This window comes from Paenibacillus sp. 19GGS1-52 (genome assembly GCF_022369515.1).
In the GTDB taxonomy this organism is placed as follows: Bacteria; Bacillota; Bacilli; order Paenibacillales; family Paenibacillaceae; genus Paenibacillus_AQ.
Genome location: NZ_CP059724.1, coordinates 6,710,372 through 6,727,943, shown reverse-complemented (window position 1 = coordinate 6,727,943; position 17,572 = coordinate 6,710,372). Strand labels below are relative to the sequence as shown.

At 47.4% G+C, this 17,572-nt stretch carries 17 protein-coding genes and 1 riboswitch; of the genes, 5 read left to right on the top strand and 12 right to left on the bottom strand.

The annotated features are described in order from the left end of the window. The first annotated feature begins 52 nt into the window (after nucleotides 1–52). A riboswitch (cyclic di-GMP riboswitch) is annotated at nucleotides 53–137 on the top strand. 27 nt (nucleotides 138–164) lie between these two features. Further along, nucleotides 165–320: an anti-repressor SinI family protein gene (locus H1230_RS30880; RefSeq protein ID WP_239713583.1), complete on the top strand. Its 156-nt coding sequence runs from the start codon at nucleotides 165–167 to the stop codon at nucleotides 318–320. Between the two features lie 110 nt (nucleotides 321–430). Here the strand turns inward: H1230_RS30880 and H1230_RS30875 are convergent, their stop codons facing one another. The 10 genes from H1230_RS30875 to H1230_RS30830 form a co-directional block, all read right to left on the bottom strand. Beyond that, nucleotides 431–760 (bottom strand): helix-turn-helix domain-containing protein, encoded by a 330-nt coding sequence (locus H1230_RS30875; protein ID WP_239717664.1) that lies wholly within the window; start codon nucleotides 758–760, stop codon nucleotides 431–433. Between the two features lie 177 nt (nucleotides 761–937). Then, the gene (locus H1230_RS30870) at nucleotides 938–1,531 is read right to left on the bottom strand and encodes a TasA family protein (RefSeq protein WP_239713582.1); all 594 of its coding nucleotides are present in this window, start codon (nucleotides 1,529–1,531) and stop codon (nucleotides 938–940) included. A 58-nt stretch (nucleotides 1,532–1,589) separates the two neighbouring features. Beyond that, complete coding sequence (locus tag H1230_RS30865; RefSeq protein WP_239713580.1) at nucleotides 1,590–2,186, bottom strand: TasA family protein; 597 nt, start codon at nucleotides 2,184–2,186, stop codon at nucleotides 1,590–1,592. Between the two features lie 93 nt (nucleotides 2,187–2,279). Next, nucleotides 2,280–2,867: a signal peptidase I SipW gene (gene sipW / locus H1230_RS30860; protein ID WP_239713579.1), complete on the bottom strand. Its 588-nt coding sequence runs from the start codon at nucleotides 2,865–2,867 to the stop codon at nucleotides 2,280–2,282. A gap of 3 nt (nucleotides 2,868–2,870) precedes the next feature. After that, on the bottom strand, nucleotides 2,871–4,067 hold the full coding sequence (locus tag H1230_RS30855) for a hypothetical protein (RefSeq protein ID WP_239713577.1): 1,197 nt from the start codon (nucleotides 4,065–4,067) through the stop codon (nucleotides 2,871–2,873). A 402-nt stretch (nucleotides 4,068–4,469) separates the two neighbouring features. Next, on the bottom strand, nucleotides 4,470–5,447 hold the full coding sequence (locus tag H1230_RS30850) for an aldo/keto reductase (protein ID WP_275591051.1): 978 nt from the start codon (nucleotides 5,445–5,447) through the stop codon (nucleotides 4,470–4,472). A gap of 120 nt (nucleotides 5,448–5,567) precedes the next feature. Further along, nucleotides 5,568–6,134, bottom strand: a complete 567-nt coding sequence (locus tag H1230_RS30845; RefSeq protein ID WP_239713575.1) for a PadR family transcriptional regulator — start codon at nucleotides 6,132–6,134, stop codon at nucleotides 5,568–5,570. A gap of 6 nt (nucleotides 6,135–6,140) precedes the next feature. Next, nucleotides 6,141–7,661, bottom strand: a complete 1,521-nt coding sequence (locus H1230_RS30840; protein ID WP_275591050.1) for an MDR family MFS transporter — start codon at nucleotides 7,659–7,661, stop codon at nucleotides 6,141–6,143. A gap of 306 nt (nucleotides 7,662–7,967) precedes the next feature. Beyond that, entirely contained in the window at nucleotides 7,968–9,806 is a 1,839-nt protein-coding gene (locus tag H1230_RS30835; protein ID WP_239713574.1) for a bifunctional diguanylate cyclase/phosphohydrolase, read from the bottom strand. A gap of 258 nt (nucleotides 9,807–10,064) precedes the next feature. Further along, on the bottom strand, nucleotides 10,065–10,652 hold the full coding sequence (locus tag H1230_RS30830; protein ID WP_239713572.1) for a DUF5317 domain-containing protein: 588 nt from the start codon (nucleotides 10,650–10,652) through the stop codon (nucleotides 10,065–10,067). A 178-nt stretch (nucleotides 10,653–10,830) separates the two neighbouring features. Here H1230_RS30830 and H1230_RS30825 point away from each other — a divergent pair, with 178 nt between their 5' ends. From H1230_RS30825 to nfsA, 4 genes are all read left to right on the top strand, one after another. After that, nucleotides 10,831–11,166, top strand: coding sequence for a metal-sensitive transcriptional regulator (locus H1230_RS30825; protein WP_239713570.1), 336 nt, complete (start codon nucleotides 10,831–10,833; stop codon nucleotides 11,164–11,166). 10 nt (nucleotides 11,167–11,176) lie between these two features. Further along, the gene (locus H1230_RS30820; RefSeq protein WP_154120951.1) at nucleotides 11,177–11,377 is read left to right on the top strand and encodes a copper ion binding protein; all 201 of its coding nucleotides are present in this window, start codon (nucleotides 11,177–11,179) and stop codon (nucleotides 11,375–11,377) included. A 116-nt stretch (nucleotides 11,378–11,493) separates the two neighbouring features. Beyond that, nucleotides 11,494–13,950: a heavy metal translocating P-type ATPase gene (locus H1230_RS30815; protein WP_239713569.1), complete on the top strand. Its 2,457-nt coding sequence runs from the start codon at nucleotides 11,494–11,496 to the stop codon at nucleotides 13,948–13,950. A 22-nt stretch (nucleotides 13,951–13,972) separates the two neighbouring features. Further along, nucleotides 13,973–14,719, top strand: a complete 747-nt coding sequence (gene nfsA / locus H1230_RS30810; RefSeq protein ID WP_275591049.1) for an oxygen-insensitive NADPH nitroreductase — start codon at nucleotides 13,973–13,975, stop codon at nucleotides 14,717–14,719. Nucleotides 14,720–14,831: 112 nt separating this feature from the next. Here the strand turns inward: nfsA and H1230_RS30805 are convergent, their stop codons facing one another. Beyond that, nucleotides 14,832–16,328: a glycoside hydrolase family 30 protein gene (locus tag H1230_RS30805; protein ID WP_239713568.1), complete on the bottom strand. Its 1,497-nt coding sequence runs from the start codon at nucleotides 16,326–16,328 to the stop codon at nucleotides 14,832–14,834. A gap of 194 nt (nucleotides 16,329–16,522) precedes the next feature. Then, a complete protein-coding gene (locus tag H1230_RS30800; protein ID WP_239713567.1) occupies nucleotides 16,523–17,536 on the bottom strand; it encodes a LacI family DNA-binding transcriptional regulator in 1,014 nt (337 codons plus the stop codon). Nucleotides 17,537–17,572 lie beyond the last annotated feature (36 nt).

The window sequence follows — 17,572 nt, the reverse complement described above, 5'->3', positions numbered from 1 at the left end:
GTTACGGATAACAGCTTAATCAGTTTCTAGCCAGATCCTTTCATGTAAAGGGTCCAGTAAAGGGTAAACCTGCTGAAAAGCAGGGGCACAAAGTCTCGGATCTAAGGTAGGAATACTAGGATGGCCGGACTGCCTGGGGACGCAAAATCTTAGGAGGAGATTTCTTGGATAAGTCCAACCAGGGGAAAAACGGAGAACTGCAGACAGTTGATTTGGATTTAGAATGGGTACATTTGTTATTAACGGCTAAGAAGGCAGGCATCAAGGCTGATGAGATTCGTCGGTTTTTCGATGAAAAGGCTTTACGTGTTATGCAGTAGAGTTAGATAAACAAATGTTACATACAGAAAGAAGCACAGCGACATGTCGTTGTGCTTCTTTCTGTATGTTCAGAGCTTGGATAGATACAACCTCAAGCAGACAAGGTTCATCAATCCTTCTGATCCAGGCGCCATTTCTGATAATCCAGAAATTCCTTGAATTCCCTTTTGCTTATCCCTGAGGCCATAGCTTCCTGAACCAGACGAAACCATTCCGAATCCAGAGGGGATTCCTCGGCGTCAGTGGGCTCGCCATATAGCAGGGCATGAATAGAAACCTGAAGCGCATCAGCGATTTTTTCAATGAATTGGATGGAGGGGTTGGATTGAATATTTCTCTCAACATTACTTAAGTATGATTTCGCCACATCGGCCTTGTCCGCAAGTTCGGATAAGGATAAATTCTTCTCCAGTCGGAGCTGGTGAATGCGGCCTCCCATATTATCTGGCACAATACAACGCTCCTCCGTACTTTTTGTTAATAGTATAACAAATTTCCGTAAAACGGACAAAGACGATTGTTCCTGAACTAGGAGTGGTCAAAGAGTGAAAAACCGGCAATTCCCAGCCTCTTGGGCTTAGGAGTTGCCGGTAGTCTACAGAGATATAGATCAGTACTATTTCAATTCGGGACCGATGGCTTGTGTGGCATTGAATGTCCAAGTCAGGGCCAGAGCGTCACCTTGGAAAATATTCTGATCCTGCCCGTTATCGACAAACTCGAAGGCTACCTTGAAGTTGACGGATTGCCCATTTGTGATCCCATTAGGGAGCGCACCAGTGCTTATCAAATCATAGTTACCTAAGTCTTTCAAAGACTTGAGTGAGATTTCACTGATCACATGGCCCGCGATATTCCCGCTGACATAGCTGCTATCGAGGACTTTAACTTTAAAGTGGTCACCCAGATCTTGAGTTGAATTATTCCCATTAGCATCAGTTACGGTATAATTGGCAACCAGTTTGAGACCTTTAATATCCAATGAACCGCTATTCTGCAAGGTGAAATTGCGAACCGCGATGTCACCTGGTTTGAGATTTGGGAGGTTAACAATCTCGGTTGGATTAGTGTTGAGATCCAAAGTGCCGGCTGCGAACGTTGCTGTGCTCTGGGCGGTGTCGCTGAAGTAAGCGAAGGTGCCTCCCCCGATTAACGATAATCCCAAAGCTGCCGATGCTACGCCTAATCCCAATGTTTTCTTGATTCCCATAATAAAAATCCTCCTCTATATTGTTGTAAAATAGTAACTAAAGATCATTGAATATGAGTTATTTATAAACGCCTTTTCCTTGGCTGGCTTCGAAGGACCATGTCAGTTGCAGCTTGTCGCCTTGGTAATAATTCTGTGGCTGGAGATTTTCTCTAAAGGCAAATTGTACGGTCAGAGTATCTTTGTCCCCCGCTCTAATTCCAGACTTCTCTCCGCCCAAAATACTGCCGAGTATCCCTTTGGCTACCAGATCAGGACTTTCGCTTTCTAGTGCTGAGAGTGATTTCACGAGAATTTCAGGTTGTCTTTTGTCGTTATTGTTCAGGAAGGTCACGATAATATCATCTTTCAAATTATGGCCTTCGTTATCACTTTTGGTGTCCGTTACGAGCGAGAGGGTCTTCAGCAAGACTTTTGGAATGTCCAGTGATCCGTCGTTTGTGAGCTTGAAATCTCTCGTAATTACATCTCCTGGTTTGAGGTTGCTGAGATCGACTATAACGGAAGGATCAGAAGTTAGGCTCAGAGTTCCGTTGTTAAATGCAGCCGTGCTCGAAGCAGTATCGCTAAAATAAGCGAAAGTGCCTCCTCCGACCAGTGTCAATCCTAATGCTGCTGAAGCGACGCCCAACCCCAATGTTTTTTTAATATTCATTTGTTCATCCCTCTCTCATAGGTTCTTGGTCTCTTGTGTCTTCGAGCGGTGTATATTGTACTCCACGTTTCGTAAACGGGAGGGACAATCGGGTTAGGAAGGGTTATCCGGCAAGGGTTCAGACGCGGAAGCTCCAACATTTTTTTTCTCCAGCGCGACGACTGCTTTCCAGGATGAATAGAGAGCATACAGAAGGAGCAGCAGACCTGGAACGATCATTAGCAGCACACTGCCTGCTTTGGATACTGCAAAATTCATGGCATATCCTACATAAGGTACAGTGAAGCCGGTATATTGTCCGACGACATTTGTGGAGCTGACAGGAGCACCATCCGCGCCGTCATTATGATCCCCTTTAGTAGTATAGCTGGCTTCACCAATAGCCTTGTTCATCTCAACGTTCACAATGCGGTGGGTAATGAGGATATTTTCTGCACTCATAAAGGTAATAACATCACCCTTTTGGAAGCGGGTCATGTCACCACCTGGCTTTAGGGCAATAATAGATCCTGTATGGATGCCAGGCTCCATGGAGCCGGAAAGCACGGTTTTGATCTGATAGCCGAAGAAGGTAGGCTCGCCACCGGATGCTTTAGAGATTACTACTGCTGCTACCAGTAGTACGAAGATCATAAACATTAGGGTGGACAAGGTACTGCTGATTATTTTTTTGACACGCATTTGTTAATCGCCGCCTTTGCTAGAATCAGAGTCGGAAGGAGGTACCGGTGTGGCAGACGGAGTCTGGGCTACAGGTTCGTTAGGTGTTTCCACCTGAGCGGGCTCTTCCTTCAAGCTCTCTTCGGGAATGCTACTGCTGTCTGGAGTTGCTTCCGGCATGATGGACTCAGGGGCTTGCACTTCATTCGAGGGCTTACTAATCTCGCTATTCTGGGGATTAGCTTCCTCTACCGGAATCACCTCAGGATCAGGTGGGGCTTGTATAGCGCCTTTGGCCGCCTCTATTGCTGCTTTTTTAGCTTCTTCATTTGCTTTGTCCGCCGCCTCATCCTGCTTCTTCTTCTCTAGCTCTAATCGTTCAGCTTCTTCCTTTTGGGCTTGCTCCAGCATTATCGCTTTGGTATCGGCGATTTGCGTTTGCTGATTCTGGAGGACGATAAGCTTGGAAGAAAGTGTACTCTTCGAGGCATCCAGTGCAGTATTCAACTGTTCGTAAGTGGATAGCAGTTCGGTCGACACATTGGGTTCAGGACTATACGCTCTGCTGATGAATGCAATAATAGGCTCCTGCGGGAGGAAGAGTTCACGGTTCGGTTGTCCCGCAATCTCCCAAGGGTCTCCGGGTGCAATCAAGCTGCCAATTTCATGCACAGAGGTCAAATATCTTAGAATTCCCGCTAAAGTATCTACGAGCGATTCAGACAACACGCCGCTTTGACTAACATGGCTCTGAAACTCCTGGAAGAACTGTGCATCACGGATTTCCAGACAGTTGGGTTCAAGGTTGATCATATAGCCTCCAATCTGGGTAATTAGTTCTGCTGTGCGGCTGGCCTCATGCAGGATTTGCTGCCAGATTCCTGCATTGAAGCTTAGCTGTCCCTCCAGAGCGTTAATGCTGGTATTAGCAGCAGAAATTTGTTCTGTAATGTTTTGTGCAGCGCTATCCAACTCTTCTAATGACAATCCTCCGATTGCCGGAGATTCTTTGAAGTGTGGCATAGAGTAGCTGCCAAGCGATGCCTTTAATTCGGCAATTTTGGTTACATGATCACTGACCTCAAACAATAATTGTTCGATTTGACCGGGGAATACGGTACATAGCGTTATCGAACTATCGAGCTTTTGAGAAGCGCTGAACTCACCATAGGTGCTGCCGATCTGATTGGAGGTATACAGTAACAGGACGGAAACAGCCATTCCTGATTGCAGAATCCGCAGACCGATTCTTTTAGTTCTTTTCCTTTTCCTTGCTGATCTTGGGTACAGAGGAATTCCTCCTCTCATCTCTAACTTGGGTTTTATATTCGTTATTATCGTTCTTTATAAAGAACGATTCCGTAATGAAATCATACACTTGCTTCAGCAAAAAGAAAACTGTTAATCCGGGCGATTTGTGCGTTATAAAGAACGTTTATCCTCAATTTACTCTAATTATCTACGAATAACGCTAATTATCATATTTAATTCTTAATAAAGAACGTTTTGTATATCCGGTTGTTATTCTGATAAATGGATGTGGAGGCTCTATTGAAAGAGGTGTATATCAAAAAAGCCGATACACGTTATAGCGTGTATCGGCTTAGTAGGAAGTCATTTAGTTTAGGGCAACCGCTCACCACGTGAGCTGACATACAGGTCGTACCATTCCTTGCGGGTGAGTTCCAGCTTAGGTGCATCGGCACAGGCCACAATCCGCTGCGGATTTACCGTTCCAATTACAGGTTGGATCGCCGCGGGATGGGTCATTAGCCAAGATAGGACGATGGCTTCGGGTGTCGTTCCTTTTTCCTCGGCAAGGCCTTTGACCATGGCAGCCGTGTTCGCGACACTCTCCGGTTGATCTTCAAGCGTTCGTCCGCTGAATATTCCTTGGGCGAGTGGGCCCCAGGCTTGCAGCTGGATATTTTCCAAACGGCAATGCTCAATCGTCCCTTCCGGAAAAGTGATATCTTTCCATTGTTCACGGTTGACGCTTAAGACAGCATCGATCCAACTGATTTTGGCCAGACTCATATGAAGCTGGTTCACGATAAAAGGTTCATCACAGTAAGCCTGCAGCAGCTTGATTTGGGCTGCACTCATATTGGAGACGCCGAAATGGCGTACCTTCCCGGCTGCCTTAAGCTGGTGCAGTGCCTCGGCTACTTCCTCTGGGTCCATTAAAGGATCAGGGCGGTGCAGCAGCAGGATATCAATATATTCTGTTCCTAGGCGTGATAGAATTCCATCCACGCTGCGTATAATATGCTCGCCTGAGAAGTCGAACATATTGGAGCTGTCACCTGGCTCCATCAGCTTAATGCCACATTTGGATTGGAGAATGATTTCCTCGCGCAGTCCCGGACGCTCTTTAAAGATCTGGCCGAAGACCTTCTCGGCTTTGCCACGGGTATAGATATCGGCATGGTCGAACATGTTGATGCCAATAGACAGAGCCGCATCTACTGCCTCATGTCCTTGTTTAATGTTCTCGGCAGTAATCGGCTCGTGATCCCAACCTCCGCCCAGCCCCATGCAGCCCAAGGCCAAGCGGCTGGCTGGAATTCCCCGCTTGTTTAGTGGTAACGTTCGCAGCAATAGTATCCCTCCGTATAATGAAATGACAGATCCGAGAATATTGTACACCCTTAGAGCGAAGTGGGGTACTCGCTTCCATAATAAACGAAATTGATACCCATTAAACAACAAAAGAGGCCCTTAGGCCTCTAAATGCAGGGGTGTTCCAATATCACTCAGCTTGCGTGCGACTACGTCCGCGTAGAGGCGTTTCAGCCATCTCAGGTCGGTCAGACTATGCTCATATCTGCCATACATAAGATGAAGTACCGAACGGGGAACAAGGGGGATATGTTCTTCATACATTTGGTAATCCAGATTGACCTGATGCTCTGATTCACGGATGAGTTCCTCCAGCAGCTTCTCAACCTTGCTCTGGTCAATATACCGGGACATCGCCAGAGCCATAAACAACGGATGGTAGACGGGATCGTTTTTCTTAATCTGCTGCAGAACAAGCTGCTCGAATAAGGCTTTACCTTTGTCTGTAATGCTGTAGATCGTTTTAGCCGGCCGATCACTGCTGTGGATGATTTCTACAGCTTCAATGTGGCCTTCTTGTGCCAGCTTATCCACGGCATAATAGAGGGAACCCATCTGAAGCTTCGTGATCCCGTACATCGAACGCTCCTTCATAACGGTCGTAATTTCATAGGGATGCATATTCCGTTCGAGAAGAAGACCGAGAATAACCAGCTTTATAGACATGGTCAGCTACCTTTTCGCGTCAGCGGCTTGTGGAGCCTTGGCCGGAAGCGTAATACGGTCTTTTGGCATCAAGAGTACGAAGACGAGTCCCAGTACCGCGGGCACAAGCGCCCACATAAAGGTATGGGCAATCGAGCTGGACAGCGCACTTGATATTTTTTCCAGTACCGGAGCTGGAATTTTAGCTCTTGCTTCAGGGGTTAACGCAGCGCGCGTATCACCGAATGAAGCGGCTTGAGCACTGCCGCCAAAGGCATTGCTTAGACTACTTGTAAAGCTGTTGCGCTGAATGATACCAAATATGGTAATGCCGAGCGTCATGCCCAGGGAGCGCATGAAGGTACTTGTTGAAGTGGCCGAGCCGCGTTGGCGCATTCCAAAATTATGAATAGACGCCATGTTTAGCACGGAGAAGGAGAAGCCTACACCAAAACCGGTCAATAGCATGAATGCATTGAGCAGCAGGCGGGACGTATCAGGTGTTAATGTGCTTAGACTGTAGACACCCGCTAAAAAACAGACAACAGACAGCAGCATGATGTTGCGGAAACTTGTTTTGGTTGTTAGTAATCCGCCCGTTTGGCTGCCGATTACCGTGCCGATCATCATGGGCATCAGTATCAGCCCCGAGTTGGTAGCCGAACCGCCAAACACGCCTTGCACAAAGATTGGAATATAGATGGTGGCTACGATAAAAGCGGAACCATAGAATAAGGAGGTCACACTGCTTGTGGCAAATAACCGTTCGCGGAACATGGCGAATGAGATAATGGGTTCAGCCACAATTCGCTCAATAAATATGAATGCCAGCAGAAATATGGCAAAGCCCGCGAACAAACCGAGAATCACTGTGGAATCCCAGGCATATTGGTTACCGCCAAGCTCCAGTGCGAACATGAGGCAGATCACAGATGCCACAAGGGTGAAAGCACCGCCCCAATCAATCCGTTGTTTGGAATGCTCAATGGATTCTTTATAGGAGATGGCGATAAGGATGAAGGCAACGATCCCGATTGGGAAGTTGATATAGAATACCCACTGCCAACCCACATATTCGGTGATATAGGCACCGAGTAGAGGGCCGAGTACACTGGAGATGCCGAAGACTGCCCCGAAAAGGCCAATCAGCTTCCCTCTTTTTTCTGCAGGGAAGATATCAAAGGCGATGGTAAAGGCTATAGGCATCAGTGCGCCGCCGCCGACACCTTGAATGGCCCGATAAATACTGAGCTGTGTAATACTCTGCGCGGTTCCGCATAAGGCAGAGCCAATCAGAAAGACGATCAAACCGAATATGAAGAAACGCTTGCGTCCGTACATATCGGATAGCTTGCCGAAGATGGGAGTCCCCGCCATCACCATTACCATGTAGGCAGAGGTGACCCATACGATTTTGTCCAGCCCGCCAAGGTCTGAGACGATAGTGCCCATAGCTGAAGCTACAATGGTATTGTCCATAGCGGACATCAATATACCAAGCAGCAGGCCGACAACTACGAGCTTTAAGTTACTTTCTTTAGAATGCATGCTTCGCAGGCTCCTTTTCTTATTATTCATGAGATAAGTCTCATGAAATCCTTTTTGTTAGTAGCAGAATTTGATTATACTCAAATTTGAGTAGGGTAGCAATAGTTTATTTTAGAAGAGACAAGATGAAACGGGTGCCGTCCTTTATATGGACGGCACCCGTTTCTTCGAGAAAGATCAAGGATAAATTATTGCGTGAAGCATATTATTTCTTATATTTTAAAGAAAAAACCGCCGGGGAACCCGTGGCTTAGAAGGGATTTGCTATGCAATTAGGAAGCAGCCTTACTGGCTCCTTCCTCCTCATTAGATGACAATTTCACTATGCTGTGGTTCCCTGGCTTCAATATAGCCAATAAAAAGTTCCGTCAACTTGGGATCGAACTGGCTTCCGGCACAGGCGCGTAGCTCAATAATGGCCTCTGCAATTGTTTTGGTTAGTTGGTAGGGTCTTTCCGTAGTCATAGCATCAAAAGAATCAATGACTGTCAGCATCCGGCACAGGTACGGAATCTCTTCACCCTTGAATCCATAGGGATAACCTTTACCATCATATCGTTCGTGATGCAGCTCGATATAAGGCGCCAAATCTTTGTATTTATCATTTGTGAGTGCCATTTTCTTGCCCCAGGTCACATGCCATTTGACCATCTCCCATTCCTCAGGCTCAAGCTTACCTTTCTTATTAAGGATGCCCCACGGAATCTCCAGCTTACCGATGTCATGAATTAACGCTCCAAGTGTAAATTGCCGTTTGGAGAGAGTGTCTAGTTCCAGAAGATCACTGATATCCATCGCGTACCGGAAGACCCGTTTGGAATGGCGAAAGGTTTCCATATCTTTATACATAAACAGGTTCAGCTGTTGCTCAATATCGCGCACGTCCTGGCTAAAATCAATTTCCTGTTCCAGCGGGGAGTGAGCACCATAGATATGTACCGTATTCTTACCTTGTTTCTTAGAATAATACAGTGCCTGATCTGCTTGATCCACAAGCTGGGACTTATCATGGATATCGCTGCTGCAGGAAGCAACCCCTGCGGAGAAGGCCAGACATCCGAGCGGGAAGATCTCAACCCCAGTAAAGTGGCTGTTATTCAGTTTTTTGCGCAGCAGGTCAATGTAAGCCCTGGCCTGTTGGCTATCGTAATCTGGCATAAGCAACGTGAATTCTTCACCGCCATAACGTGCGGCAATCGTGCCTGATTTGAGCGATTCACTTCGGAGAGTCTCACCGACAAAAGCGATCAGCTTGTCCCCTTGGAGATGTCCGAAATGATCATTATATTTCTTGAAGTCATCGAGATCAATCATGGCAAGGGATAGCGTGGTGCCTGAATCCTTCGATTTCTGGATTTCCTGTTCCAATATCTCTTCAAAGTAGCTATGATTAAACAATCCTGTCCGTTGGTCCGTATTGGCTCGCTCCTCAATGCTGCGGTACATGGCGAACAGTCTTTTGAAGGATTGGCATAAAAGTATGCTCAGGCATAAAAAGAGGGCCAGACCCAATATTCCGTTATGAAAGACGAGCACAGTCAGCACTAAAGAAAGTACTAGTGTACATAAATAAACAATAAATGAATCTTTTATAATGTCCTTTATAGTCTCATATAGGGTACCTTTATACAGAATATAATAATATAGACCGACTAGAAGTGTATTGCCGATAAAATAAACAGCGAGTGTCAATAGATAGGCTGTGATCTTCTCATTTGCAAGTGTGCCAGATTGTCCTCCAAGCAAGTCAAATGTAAAGGAAGCAAGGGAGATCATGATGGAGTAAATAGAGAAATTGGTTAGGTGCTTCCACCAGCTTGTACTGCGATCAAAAAAGTAAAAAATAAGACAGTTCAGCAGGAGAATTGTCAAAGTATAAGAACCGCCAAATACAAAAACACAGGCTAAATAAACCGCTGATTCCATGGTCAGCTCATTACCCTCTGGGGGCAGCTGTACTAAGGAAAAGGTTAATATTAAACTGGCTCCTGTTAGAGCATATACCCAGACCCATGATGGAGTGGAATAGTGCAAAAACTCGAAATGGTTACTATAACCAAACAGCACTAATCCTAGAAGACAGATGAGTAGAGCATATATATGGCCTGAATTAATATTGCCTACAAACGATTTAAGCTTGGACATGATTACCCCTCTTTGCTAACAAGATGTGCCTGTGTACATAATAAAGGTTTTAGGGATAAATGAATAGTGATATTACAAAGAAGCAGGCTGTTGCAGCCTGCTTCTTTGTATGGAGAAATTAATGACCTCCGATTCTAAAACCCGAAGTAAGTGAGATAACTACGGAAGCTACGATAATTGCGTTAATCGCGATACGAGAGTAGCTGATGCCTTCCAGTCTTTTTTTCAAGTCAATCCCTCCTTAAATTAGTTTGCGGTCTAACTGTCACCAATGGACTGAGATTTCAGCTTCGGTTTAACCGGCACCATCACCTGCAGGATATACAGGAAGATCCCAACATTCATCACTACATCCCCAATGCTGATGGCCTGGGTACGTGGATAAGGGCTGGACAGAGGAATAATATCACCCAGAAAGGGCAGGATCGTCGAAGAATTTAATAAAAAATGCTTCGTTACCACATCGCCACTCTGCAGCATCTGGAGATAAATCGGGTCCAAGACAGATGCAGCTTCTAAGGATACTGGCATTCTTCCCCCGTTGACAAACATGACCAAAAAGTTCAGGAACACGCCTGTCATAATCATCCAGAATCCTTTGTTATGCCGGTTCAACCATAAAAAAATCAGTCCGACCGCATACACAGCAGTGAAAATATACCCGCTGGCCGCGGCTATAGTGGACGACCGCTCCTGAATATAATACATGAAAAACTGGAATACCAAGAGAAAGGGGAATATCCAACCTGCTTTGAGACGGATGTTGCTGAATTGGACAAGACCGTGTTTTAATCCACCCCGGAAGAATCCAATGATTAAGCCAAGAATGATGCCATCGTAAACCATACTTGTACCTTCCTTTGTTCAAGATGAGCAATGTATAAATATTCCGTCTTATACATTCTTTCTAAATTCGCTACGAATAAAAAAACCCCTCTTTTTATGAAAAATTATTTTCTTTACATACCCATGGGGGGTATGATAAGCTTGATTTTGCAGGGATGATATGAGGAGGTATACAACGTTGAAAGAAGATAAGCTGTCTCCTGCATCATGCGATAGCGGTTGTCATACACCCGGAGAGCGGAAAAGTCATCATTCGGTAGAATTCAAGAACGGATTGTCTACCCGCCTTAATCGGATTGAAGGACAGATTCGTGGGGTCAAGGGAATGATTGAACGAGATACTTACTGTGATGATGTACTTAATCAGCTTGCAGCAGTACAAGCGGCACTCAACAGTGTCGGAAGGCTGTTGCTTGAAGGACATATGAAGAGCTGCATCATTGAGCGGATCGAAGCCGGGGAGCATGAGGTTATCGACGAGCTGCTGATTACGGTTAATAAATTAATGAAATGAGGGAATGAATATGTCAAACGTTACATTAAATGTAGAAGGAATGTCCTGCGGGCATTGTGTCAGTTCAGTAGAAAAGGCAGTGAGTGGTCTCGGCGCTGCTGCTAAGGTAGATCTACCGGCTAAGACAGTTGCAGTTGAATATGATGAGAACAAGATAAGCTTAAGTGCTATTAAAGAAGCTATTGAAGAGCAAGGGTATGACGTAGTTTGAGATAAAACACAATTAGGAAGGCTTGGAGCGGGGGGTGCCGAAAGGTTCCCGGATGGCTCCAATGCCTTTTCTTTTAGAAAAAATTATACCCCTTGGGGGTATATGGAGGCGTGGAGATGACAGAGAAGACAGCAGTACTGGATCTAAAACAAACAACCCTGCAGATCACGGGCATGACCTGCGCTGCTTGTGCAACGCGGATAGAGAAAGGCCTATCCCGGATGGAGGGAGTAACTCGTGCCAATGTCAATTTGGCACTGGAGCAAGCCTCGGTGAGCTTCGATCCGCAGGTAACCGGAATGCCGCAAATCGAGGGGAAAATCCGCGATCTTGGCTACGACACGCTTAGAGAGTCGGCAGACTTTGATATCACGGGCATGACCTGTGCTGCCTGTTCGGCAAGAATCGAGAAGGTACTCGGACGTATGCCTGGCATAGCTGTAGTAAATGTTAATTTGGCACTGGAGACCGCACATGTGGAGTATACGCCAGGAAACGTTAATACGCAGGAGATTATGGAGAAGGTAAGCAGCATTGGGTACAAAGCTTCCCTTAAAGAAGACCGTAAGGAAAATGTTGATCAGCGCGCACTTGAGATCCTCCGCAAACGAAATAAATGGATCATTTCTGCACTGTTGTCCCTTCCGTTACTATGGGCGATGGCAGGGCATTTCTCCTTTACGTCCTGGATTCCGACGCCGGAGCTGTTAATGAACCCGTGGTTCCAGCTTGCTCTGGCCACACCCGTACAGTTCATTATCGGCTGGCAGTTCTATGTGGGTGCCTACAAAGCCCTTCGCAACGGCAGCGCCAATATGGATGTGCTGGTCGTGCTGGGTACTTCGGCAGCTTATTTATATAGCTTATACCTTACCTTTGATTCCTTACGAATGAATGGAATGAACCATACGGTAGAAATGTACTATGAGACTAGTGCCATTCTGATTACACTCATTTTGCTTGGCAAATGGTTTGAGGCACTTGCAAAAGGGCGTTCCTCCGAGGCGATCAAAAGCCTGATGGGCCTGCAAGCCAAGACAGCGTTAGTGATCCGTGAAGGCACCGAGATTAGCATTCCAATAGAAGAAGTTATTATTGGTGATATTGTACTGGTAAAGCCAGGTACGAAAATACCTGTGGATGGTGATGTGGTGGAGGGATTATCGTCTGTCGATGAATCCATGCTGACAGGCGAGAGTATCCCAGTAGAGAAGAAGCCGGGAGATTCTGTGATTGGGGCAACGCTGAACAAAAATGGGATGCTGCGGGTCAAAGCTCGTAAAGTAGGCCGTGATACAGCCTTAGCACAAATCATCAGAGTTGTAGAGGAAGCTCAAGGCTCTAAAGCACCGATTCAACGAATTGCCGATGTGATATCAGGTATCTTTGTACCGATTGTCGTCGGAATTGCCTTAGTAACCTTTATTGTATGGTATTTCTGGGCTGCGCCAGGCCAATTCGCAGATGCTCTGGAGAAAGCGATCGCCGTACTGGTAATAGCTTGCCCATGTGCGCTTGGACTGGCTACACCAACCTCAATTATGGCTGGTTCCGGTCGAGCGGCTGAACTTGGAATCCTGTTTAAGGGCGGAGAGCATCTGGAAGCTGCACAGGGCATTAAGATTGTGGTGTTGGATAAGACAGGAACGGTAACCAACGGGAAGCCGGTATTGACCGATGTGTTAACCACTACGGGTATTGCAGCCCAGGGTAAAGAGATTGGCGAGAATCGTCTGTTGTCCATCGCTGCGGCAGCCGAGAAGCTCTCGGAGCATCCACTCGCTGAGGCCATTGTAGCAGGTGCAACTGACAGAGGTTTGGTTCTGCCAGGAGCTGAGCAGTTTCATAATGTACCAGGACGGGGGATTTCGGCTGTCGTATCCGGTCAAGCCATCAGTGTAGGCACACGCCGGATGATGGAAGAGAACGGTGTGGACATTACGGAGTGGGTGGCCATCATGAAGGGGCTGGAGCAGGAAGGGAAGACAGCTATGCTGGTGGCGATTGAGGGTGTAATCGCCGGGGTGGTCGCCGTTGCCGATACGATTAAAGAGACCTCGCGTGCAGCAGTGGCTTCACTTCATGAAATGGGCATTGAAGTAGTTATGATTACCGGAGACAATAAGATTACGGCTCAGGCGATTGCAGACCAAGCCGGAATACGGACCGTACTGGCTGAGGTCCTGCCTGAAGGCAAGGCAGAGGAAGTCCGGAGGCTGCAGCGCGGCGGTGTTAAGGTGGCGATGGTTGGCGATGGCATCAATGACGCGCCTGCTCTGGCAACGGCTGATACCGGCATGGCTATCGGTACCGGTACCGATGTAGCGATGGAAGCCGCAGATATTACACTCATGCGGGGCGATTTGAAAAGCATCCCCGATGCGATTCTAATGAGCCGTAAGACGATGCGCAATATTAAGCAGAATTTGTTCTGGGCGCTTGCTTACAATACAATTGGGATACCGATTGCCGCGCTGGGCTTTCTGGCACCGTGGCTCGCTGGTGCTGCAATGGCGTTCAGCTCTGTATCTGTTGTACTGAATGCGCTGCGGCTGCAGCGGGTGAAGCTGTAATCCTAATTGAGGAGTGAATGTTGTGAATAACGAGACGATTTCCCTATTAATGAAGCATACCTCCGTGCGCCAATTTCAGGACAGACCTGTAAGTGAGGAGCAGCTTGCTGCCATCATTGGAGCAGGTCAGATGGCGTCAACCTCCAGCAATGTGCAGGCCTATAGTGTCATTGCGGTAACGGATGCAGACTTGCAAACAAAGCTTGCTGCCTTAGCAGGCAACCAGTCCTATATTGAGCAATGCCCGATTTTTCTGGTCTGGTGTGCTGATCTGTACCGTCTGCGTGAGGTTTCGCATCCCTATGTGCAGGGGGCCGCAACTTATGAGGATTCTACCGAAAATTTCATCGTAGCCACAGTTGATGTGGCGCTAGCCGCCCAGAATGCTGCTATTGCGGCGGAATCGCTGGGGCTCGGCATTGTGTATATCGGAGGTATCCGCAACCGAATTGCTGAGGTATCGGAGCTGCTGGGGCTGCCAGAATTGGTGTATCCTTTGTTCGGGATGTGTGTAGGTTATCCAGCTGCAACAAATGGACTACGTCCACGGCTTCCATTGCCAGCTGTTCTGCACCGTAACGGTTACAACGCAGAGACCACCGTAGAGCAGGTCAAGGTTTACGATGAAGTGACTACGGTTTACTTGCAGGAGCGGACCGGAGGCACAAGTAGCACTCCATGGTCGGCTTTGATGGCAAAGCGGTTGGCAGAGCCGACCCGACTGCATATGAAGGATTTTTTACTGAAGAGGGGCTTCTTGCAAAAGTAATATTAACGTTGATTATAAATTCTTCTTCTATCTCTACAGGAAACGGGTACCGTCCGTAAAGGGCGGTACCCGTTTCTTTTTGTTTGAAGCGAGTCATTACTTTCCAGAGTACTTAAGACGGATTGCCATACCATTTATAAGTCATCACTGATTTGGCAGGGACGTTGACTACGAATGATTGGCTGCCCCACTGAATCTTGACATTTCGAGCCGAGGTTTGCGGATTGTAGGCGACAACAACCTTGGAGCCATCCGGATTCTTAAAGGCGACATTCTTCAGATCGTTGCTGCTGTTGGACTGAATGCGGTAAGCACCCGGGACGACAAACTTACTAAAGTGGCCGAGCAGATAATATTGCTTGGTATAGGTGACCGCATTCTCTGGGTTATCGTTGCGATTGTCGGAGTTCTGGATCGTGACCATACCTCGGTTGGTATTGTTAGCGGCAAGCAGTGCGGGACCATCCTTCTGATCCAGGGCGGCGTTCCACAGAGTGATCGATTTGGACCAGTTGCGTGTAATATTAATAAATTCCGAAATCATGTTGTCAAAACCTTGGGTAGTCCCGTTCTGTGGATCATTCCAAGTCCCGAATCCACCCTCGGTGAACCAGACATCCTTGTCGGGATGAGCATTGTGCATGGAGGTCATCTGCGAGCCATCCCCGCTGTCGTAATGATGGAAGGCGCTGCCAGCAATATAATTGGCTTTGCCGGCGTTCTTCAGGTTCTGAACAACCGTGTTCGGAAAGCCCCAGTCCAGATAGTTGTGATCAAAAGCGATGATCTTCGTATTGATGCCAACGCTGCTAAGTGTAGGTCCTAGATAATCGCCGATAAAGCCGGTCTCATCCTGCTCATTCATCCCCATAGACGGATAAGCGCTGGTTTCATATTTGGGTTCATTCTGCACGGTGACGGCATAGATGGGAATGCCCTGTGCCTGATAGGCTTGAATGTATTTCTTGAAATAGTCGGCGTAGGTCTGATAGTACTCAGCCTTAAGCTTACCACCGTTAAGTATGCCCGAGTATTTCATCCAGGCGGGAGCGCTCCAAGGGGAAGCAAACACCTTAATGTTCGGATTCTTAGCGATGGCTGCCTTGACGATAGGCACGATATAAGACAAATCGCGGCCTATAGTGAACTGGTTGAGCGACGTGTCTCCGGCTGTGTCGTCATACGTATAGGCTGACCAGGCAAAGTCCGAGCTGCCCATCGGTTGCCGCAGCACGCTCAGGCCGATGCCGCTAGTCCCGAAGAGCTTCTCCATCACCTCAGCGCGTTTAGTGGCATTCAGCTTATAGTTGAGCAGCCAAGTTGAAGCATCGGTAAGCGAGACGCCGAAGCCATCCATCTGCTGATAAGAGACACCTTCGTTAACTGTAATGGTGTAATCGGCGCTACTAGCGCTGGTGCTGAAGGATTTATCACCGATCCGGGTCAGACGAGCACTGGTGCTGAGCCCGACAGCAGGTTCCGTGTTAGGATCAGAGGTGGAAATCCAGACCTCGGCCTGTTCTCCGTTGGCCGAGACCGGCCCCGCCGCAATGCTTCCGCTTACGGTGATTAGAGATGCAATCAGGGCAGTGAATAATATTTTTCTCATGAATCTAAAACTCCTTTCAAAATGGGGTTAGACATTCACTTTGCTTCACGTCAAATGCAAGACCGAGGCTGCTAACCATTGTCCCAGCAGGCAACACCACCTTTAATGTAATCGATTACATTTTGCGACAAATGGAACCATGTACCCTGAAGCTATGCTGCTAATATGAATTATACTTCTCATCTCTACTAGATCTACACTTCCCTTTTAAAGTTAGACGAAGCCCGAATCAGCAGTTCTGAATTGACTTTGAAGGTCCGTCTATCCGCAAACTCATTGTCGTTCATCAGGTCTATTAATTTTTCGGCAAGCATGATGCCCATGGTGTACTTAGGTTGATTGACTGTACTCATCGCCGGGGAGATATACTCGCTGATTCGATTGTTGTCGACGCCGACAACTGCAACCTGTTCAGGAATGGACAGTCCGTGCTCCCGGCATGCCTTGTAGACCCCTAGTGCCATTTCGTCATTGGCGGCAAATACGGCACTGAAGGTTATGCCCTTATCAAGTAGTCGATGGATCGCCTCGTATCCGCCACGTTCATTGAAGTTGCCAGATTCAATCAGTTCTGGCCGGTAAGGGATATCGTGCTGCTGAAGCGCCTGCGTATACCCTTCGAGCCGCTCAACACTGTCCATGGACTCAGCGTACCCATTGAGAAAGACAATGTCCCGATGACCGCAAGCGAAGAGATGCCGCATGACTGTCAGCGAGAACTTGATATTGTCAGTATAAATGCAGGGGATACTCTTATGCTCAATATAGCGTCCAATGACAGCTACAATATAGCCCTGGTCGCTGATGCCCCGAATTTCGTCGTCACTGAGCAGGGGAGCGATGAGGATGGCCGCGTCAACGGTTCGGTTCATGAGCAGATTGAGATAGTCCAGCTCCTTGGATTTCTGGTTCTCGGCATCACAGATCAGCAGCTTGTAGTTCTTGAGATAGGCCATATTCTCTATGCCTTTGATGATCTCGGTGAAATAAGCGACATTAATGTCGGGGACGATGACGGCAATGGTTAATGTCTTTTGCGAACGCAGATTCTTGGCCGTGGCGTTTGGGTGGTAGCCTAATTCCTCGATGGCCTGCATCACCCTCTGTTTGGTTTTTGCCGTAACTCCCGTACTATGGTTGAACACACGGGATACCGTGGCTGTAGATACCCCGGCCCGTGCGGCCACATCGACAATTTTAATATCCAACTTATTCACCGCCCGTAATCAGTATACCAACTACAA

Bases quoted from the DNA above. Each gene is read 5' to 3' on its own strand.
- H1230_RS30820 (WP_154120951.1), top strand. From the start codon at position 11,177: ATGTCAAACGTTACATTAAATGTAGAAGGAATGTCCTGCGGGCATTGT.
- H1230_RS30840 (WP_275591050.1), bottom strand. From the start codon at position 7,661: ATGCATTCTAAAGAAAGTAACTTAAAGCTCGTAGTTGTCGGCCTGCTG.
- H1230_RS30835 (WP_239713574.1), bottom strand. From the start codon at position 9,806: ATGTCCAAGCTTAAATCGTTTGTAGGCAATATTAATTCAGGCCATATA.
- H1230_RS30830 (WP_239713572.1), bottom strand. From the start codon at position 10,652: ATGGTTTACGATGGCATCATTCTTGGCTTAATCATTGGATTCTTCCGG.
- H1230_RS30870 (WP_239713582.1), bottom strand. From the start codon at position 1,531: ATGGGAATCAAGAAAACATTGGGATTAGGCGTAGCATCGGCAGCTTTG.
- H1230_RS30875 (WP_239717664.1), bottom strand. From the start codon at position 760: ATGGGAGGCCGCATTCACCAGCTCCGACTGGAGAAGAATTTATCCTTA.
- H1230_RS30865 (WP_239713580.1), bottom strand. From the start codon at position 2,186: ATGAATATTAAAAAAACATTGGGGTTGGGCGTCGCTTCAGCAGCATTA.
- H1230_RS30815 (WP_239713569.1), top strand. From the start codon at position 11,494: ATGACAGAGAAGACAGCAGTACTGGATCTAAAACAAACAACCCTGCAG.
- H1230_RS30805 (WP_239713568.1), bottom strand. From the start codon at position 16,328: ATGAGAAAAATATTATTCACTGCCCTGATTGCATCTCTAATCACCGTA.
- sipW (WP_239713579.1), bottom strand. From the start codon at position 2,867: ATGCGTGTCAAAAAAATAATCAGCAGTACCTTGTCCACCCTAATGTTT.
- H1230_RS30845 (WP_239713575.1), bottom strand. From the start codon at position 6,134: ATGTCTATAAAGCTGGTTATTCTCGGTCTTCTTCTCGAACGGAATATG.
- H1230_RS30855 (WP_239713577.1), bottom strand. From the start codon at position 4,067: ATGGCTGTTTCCGTCCTGTTACTGTATACCTCCAATCAGATCGGCAGC.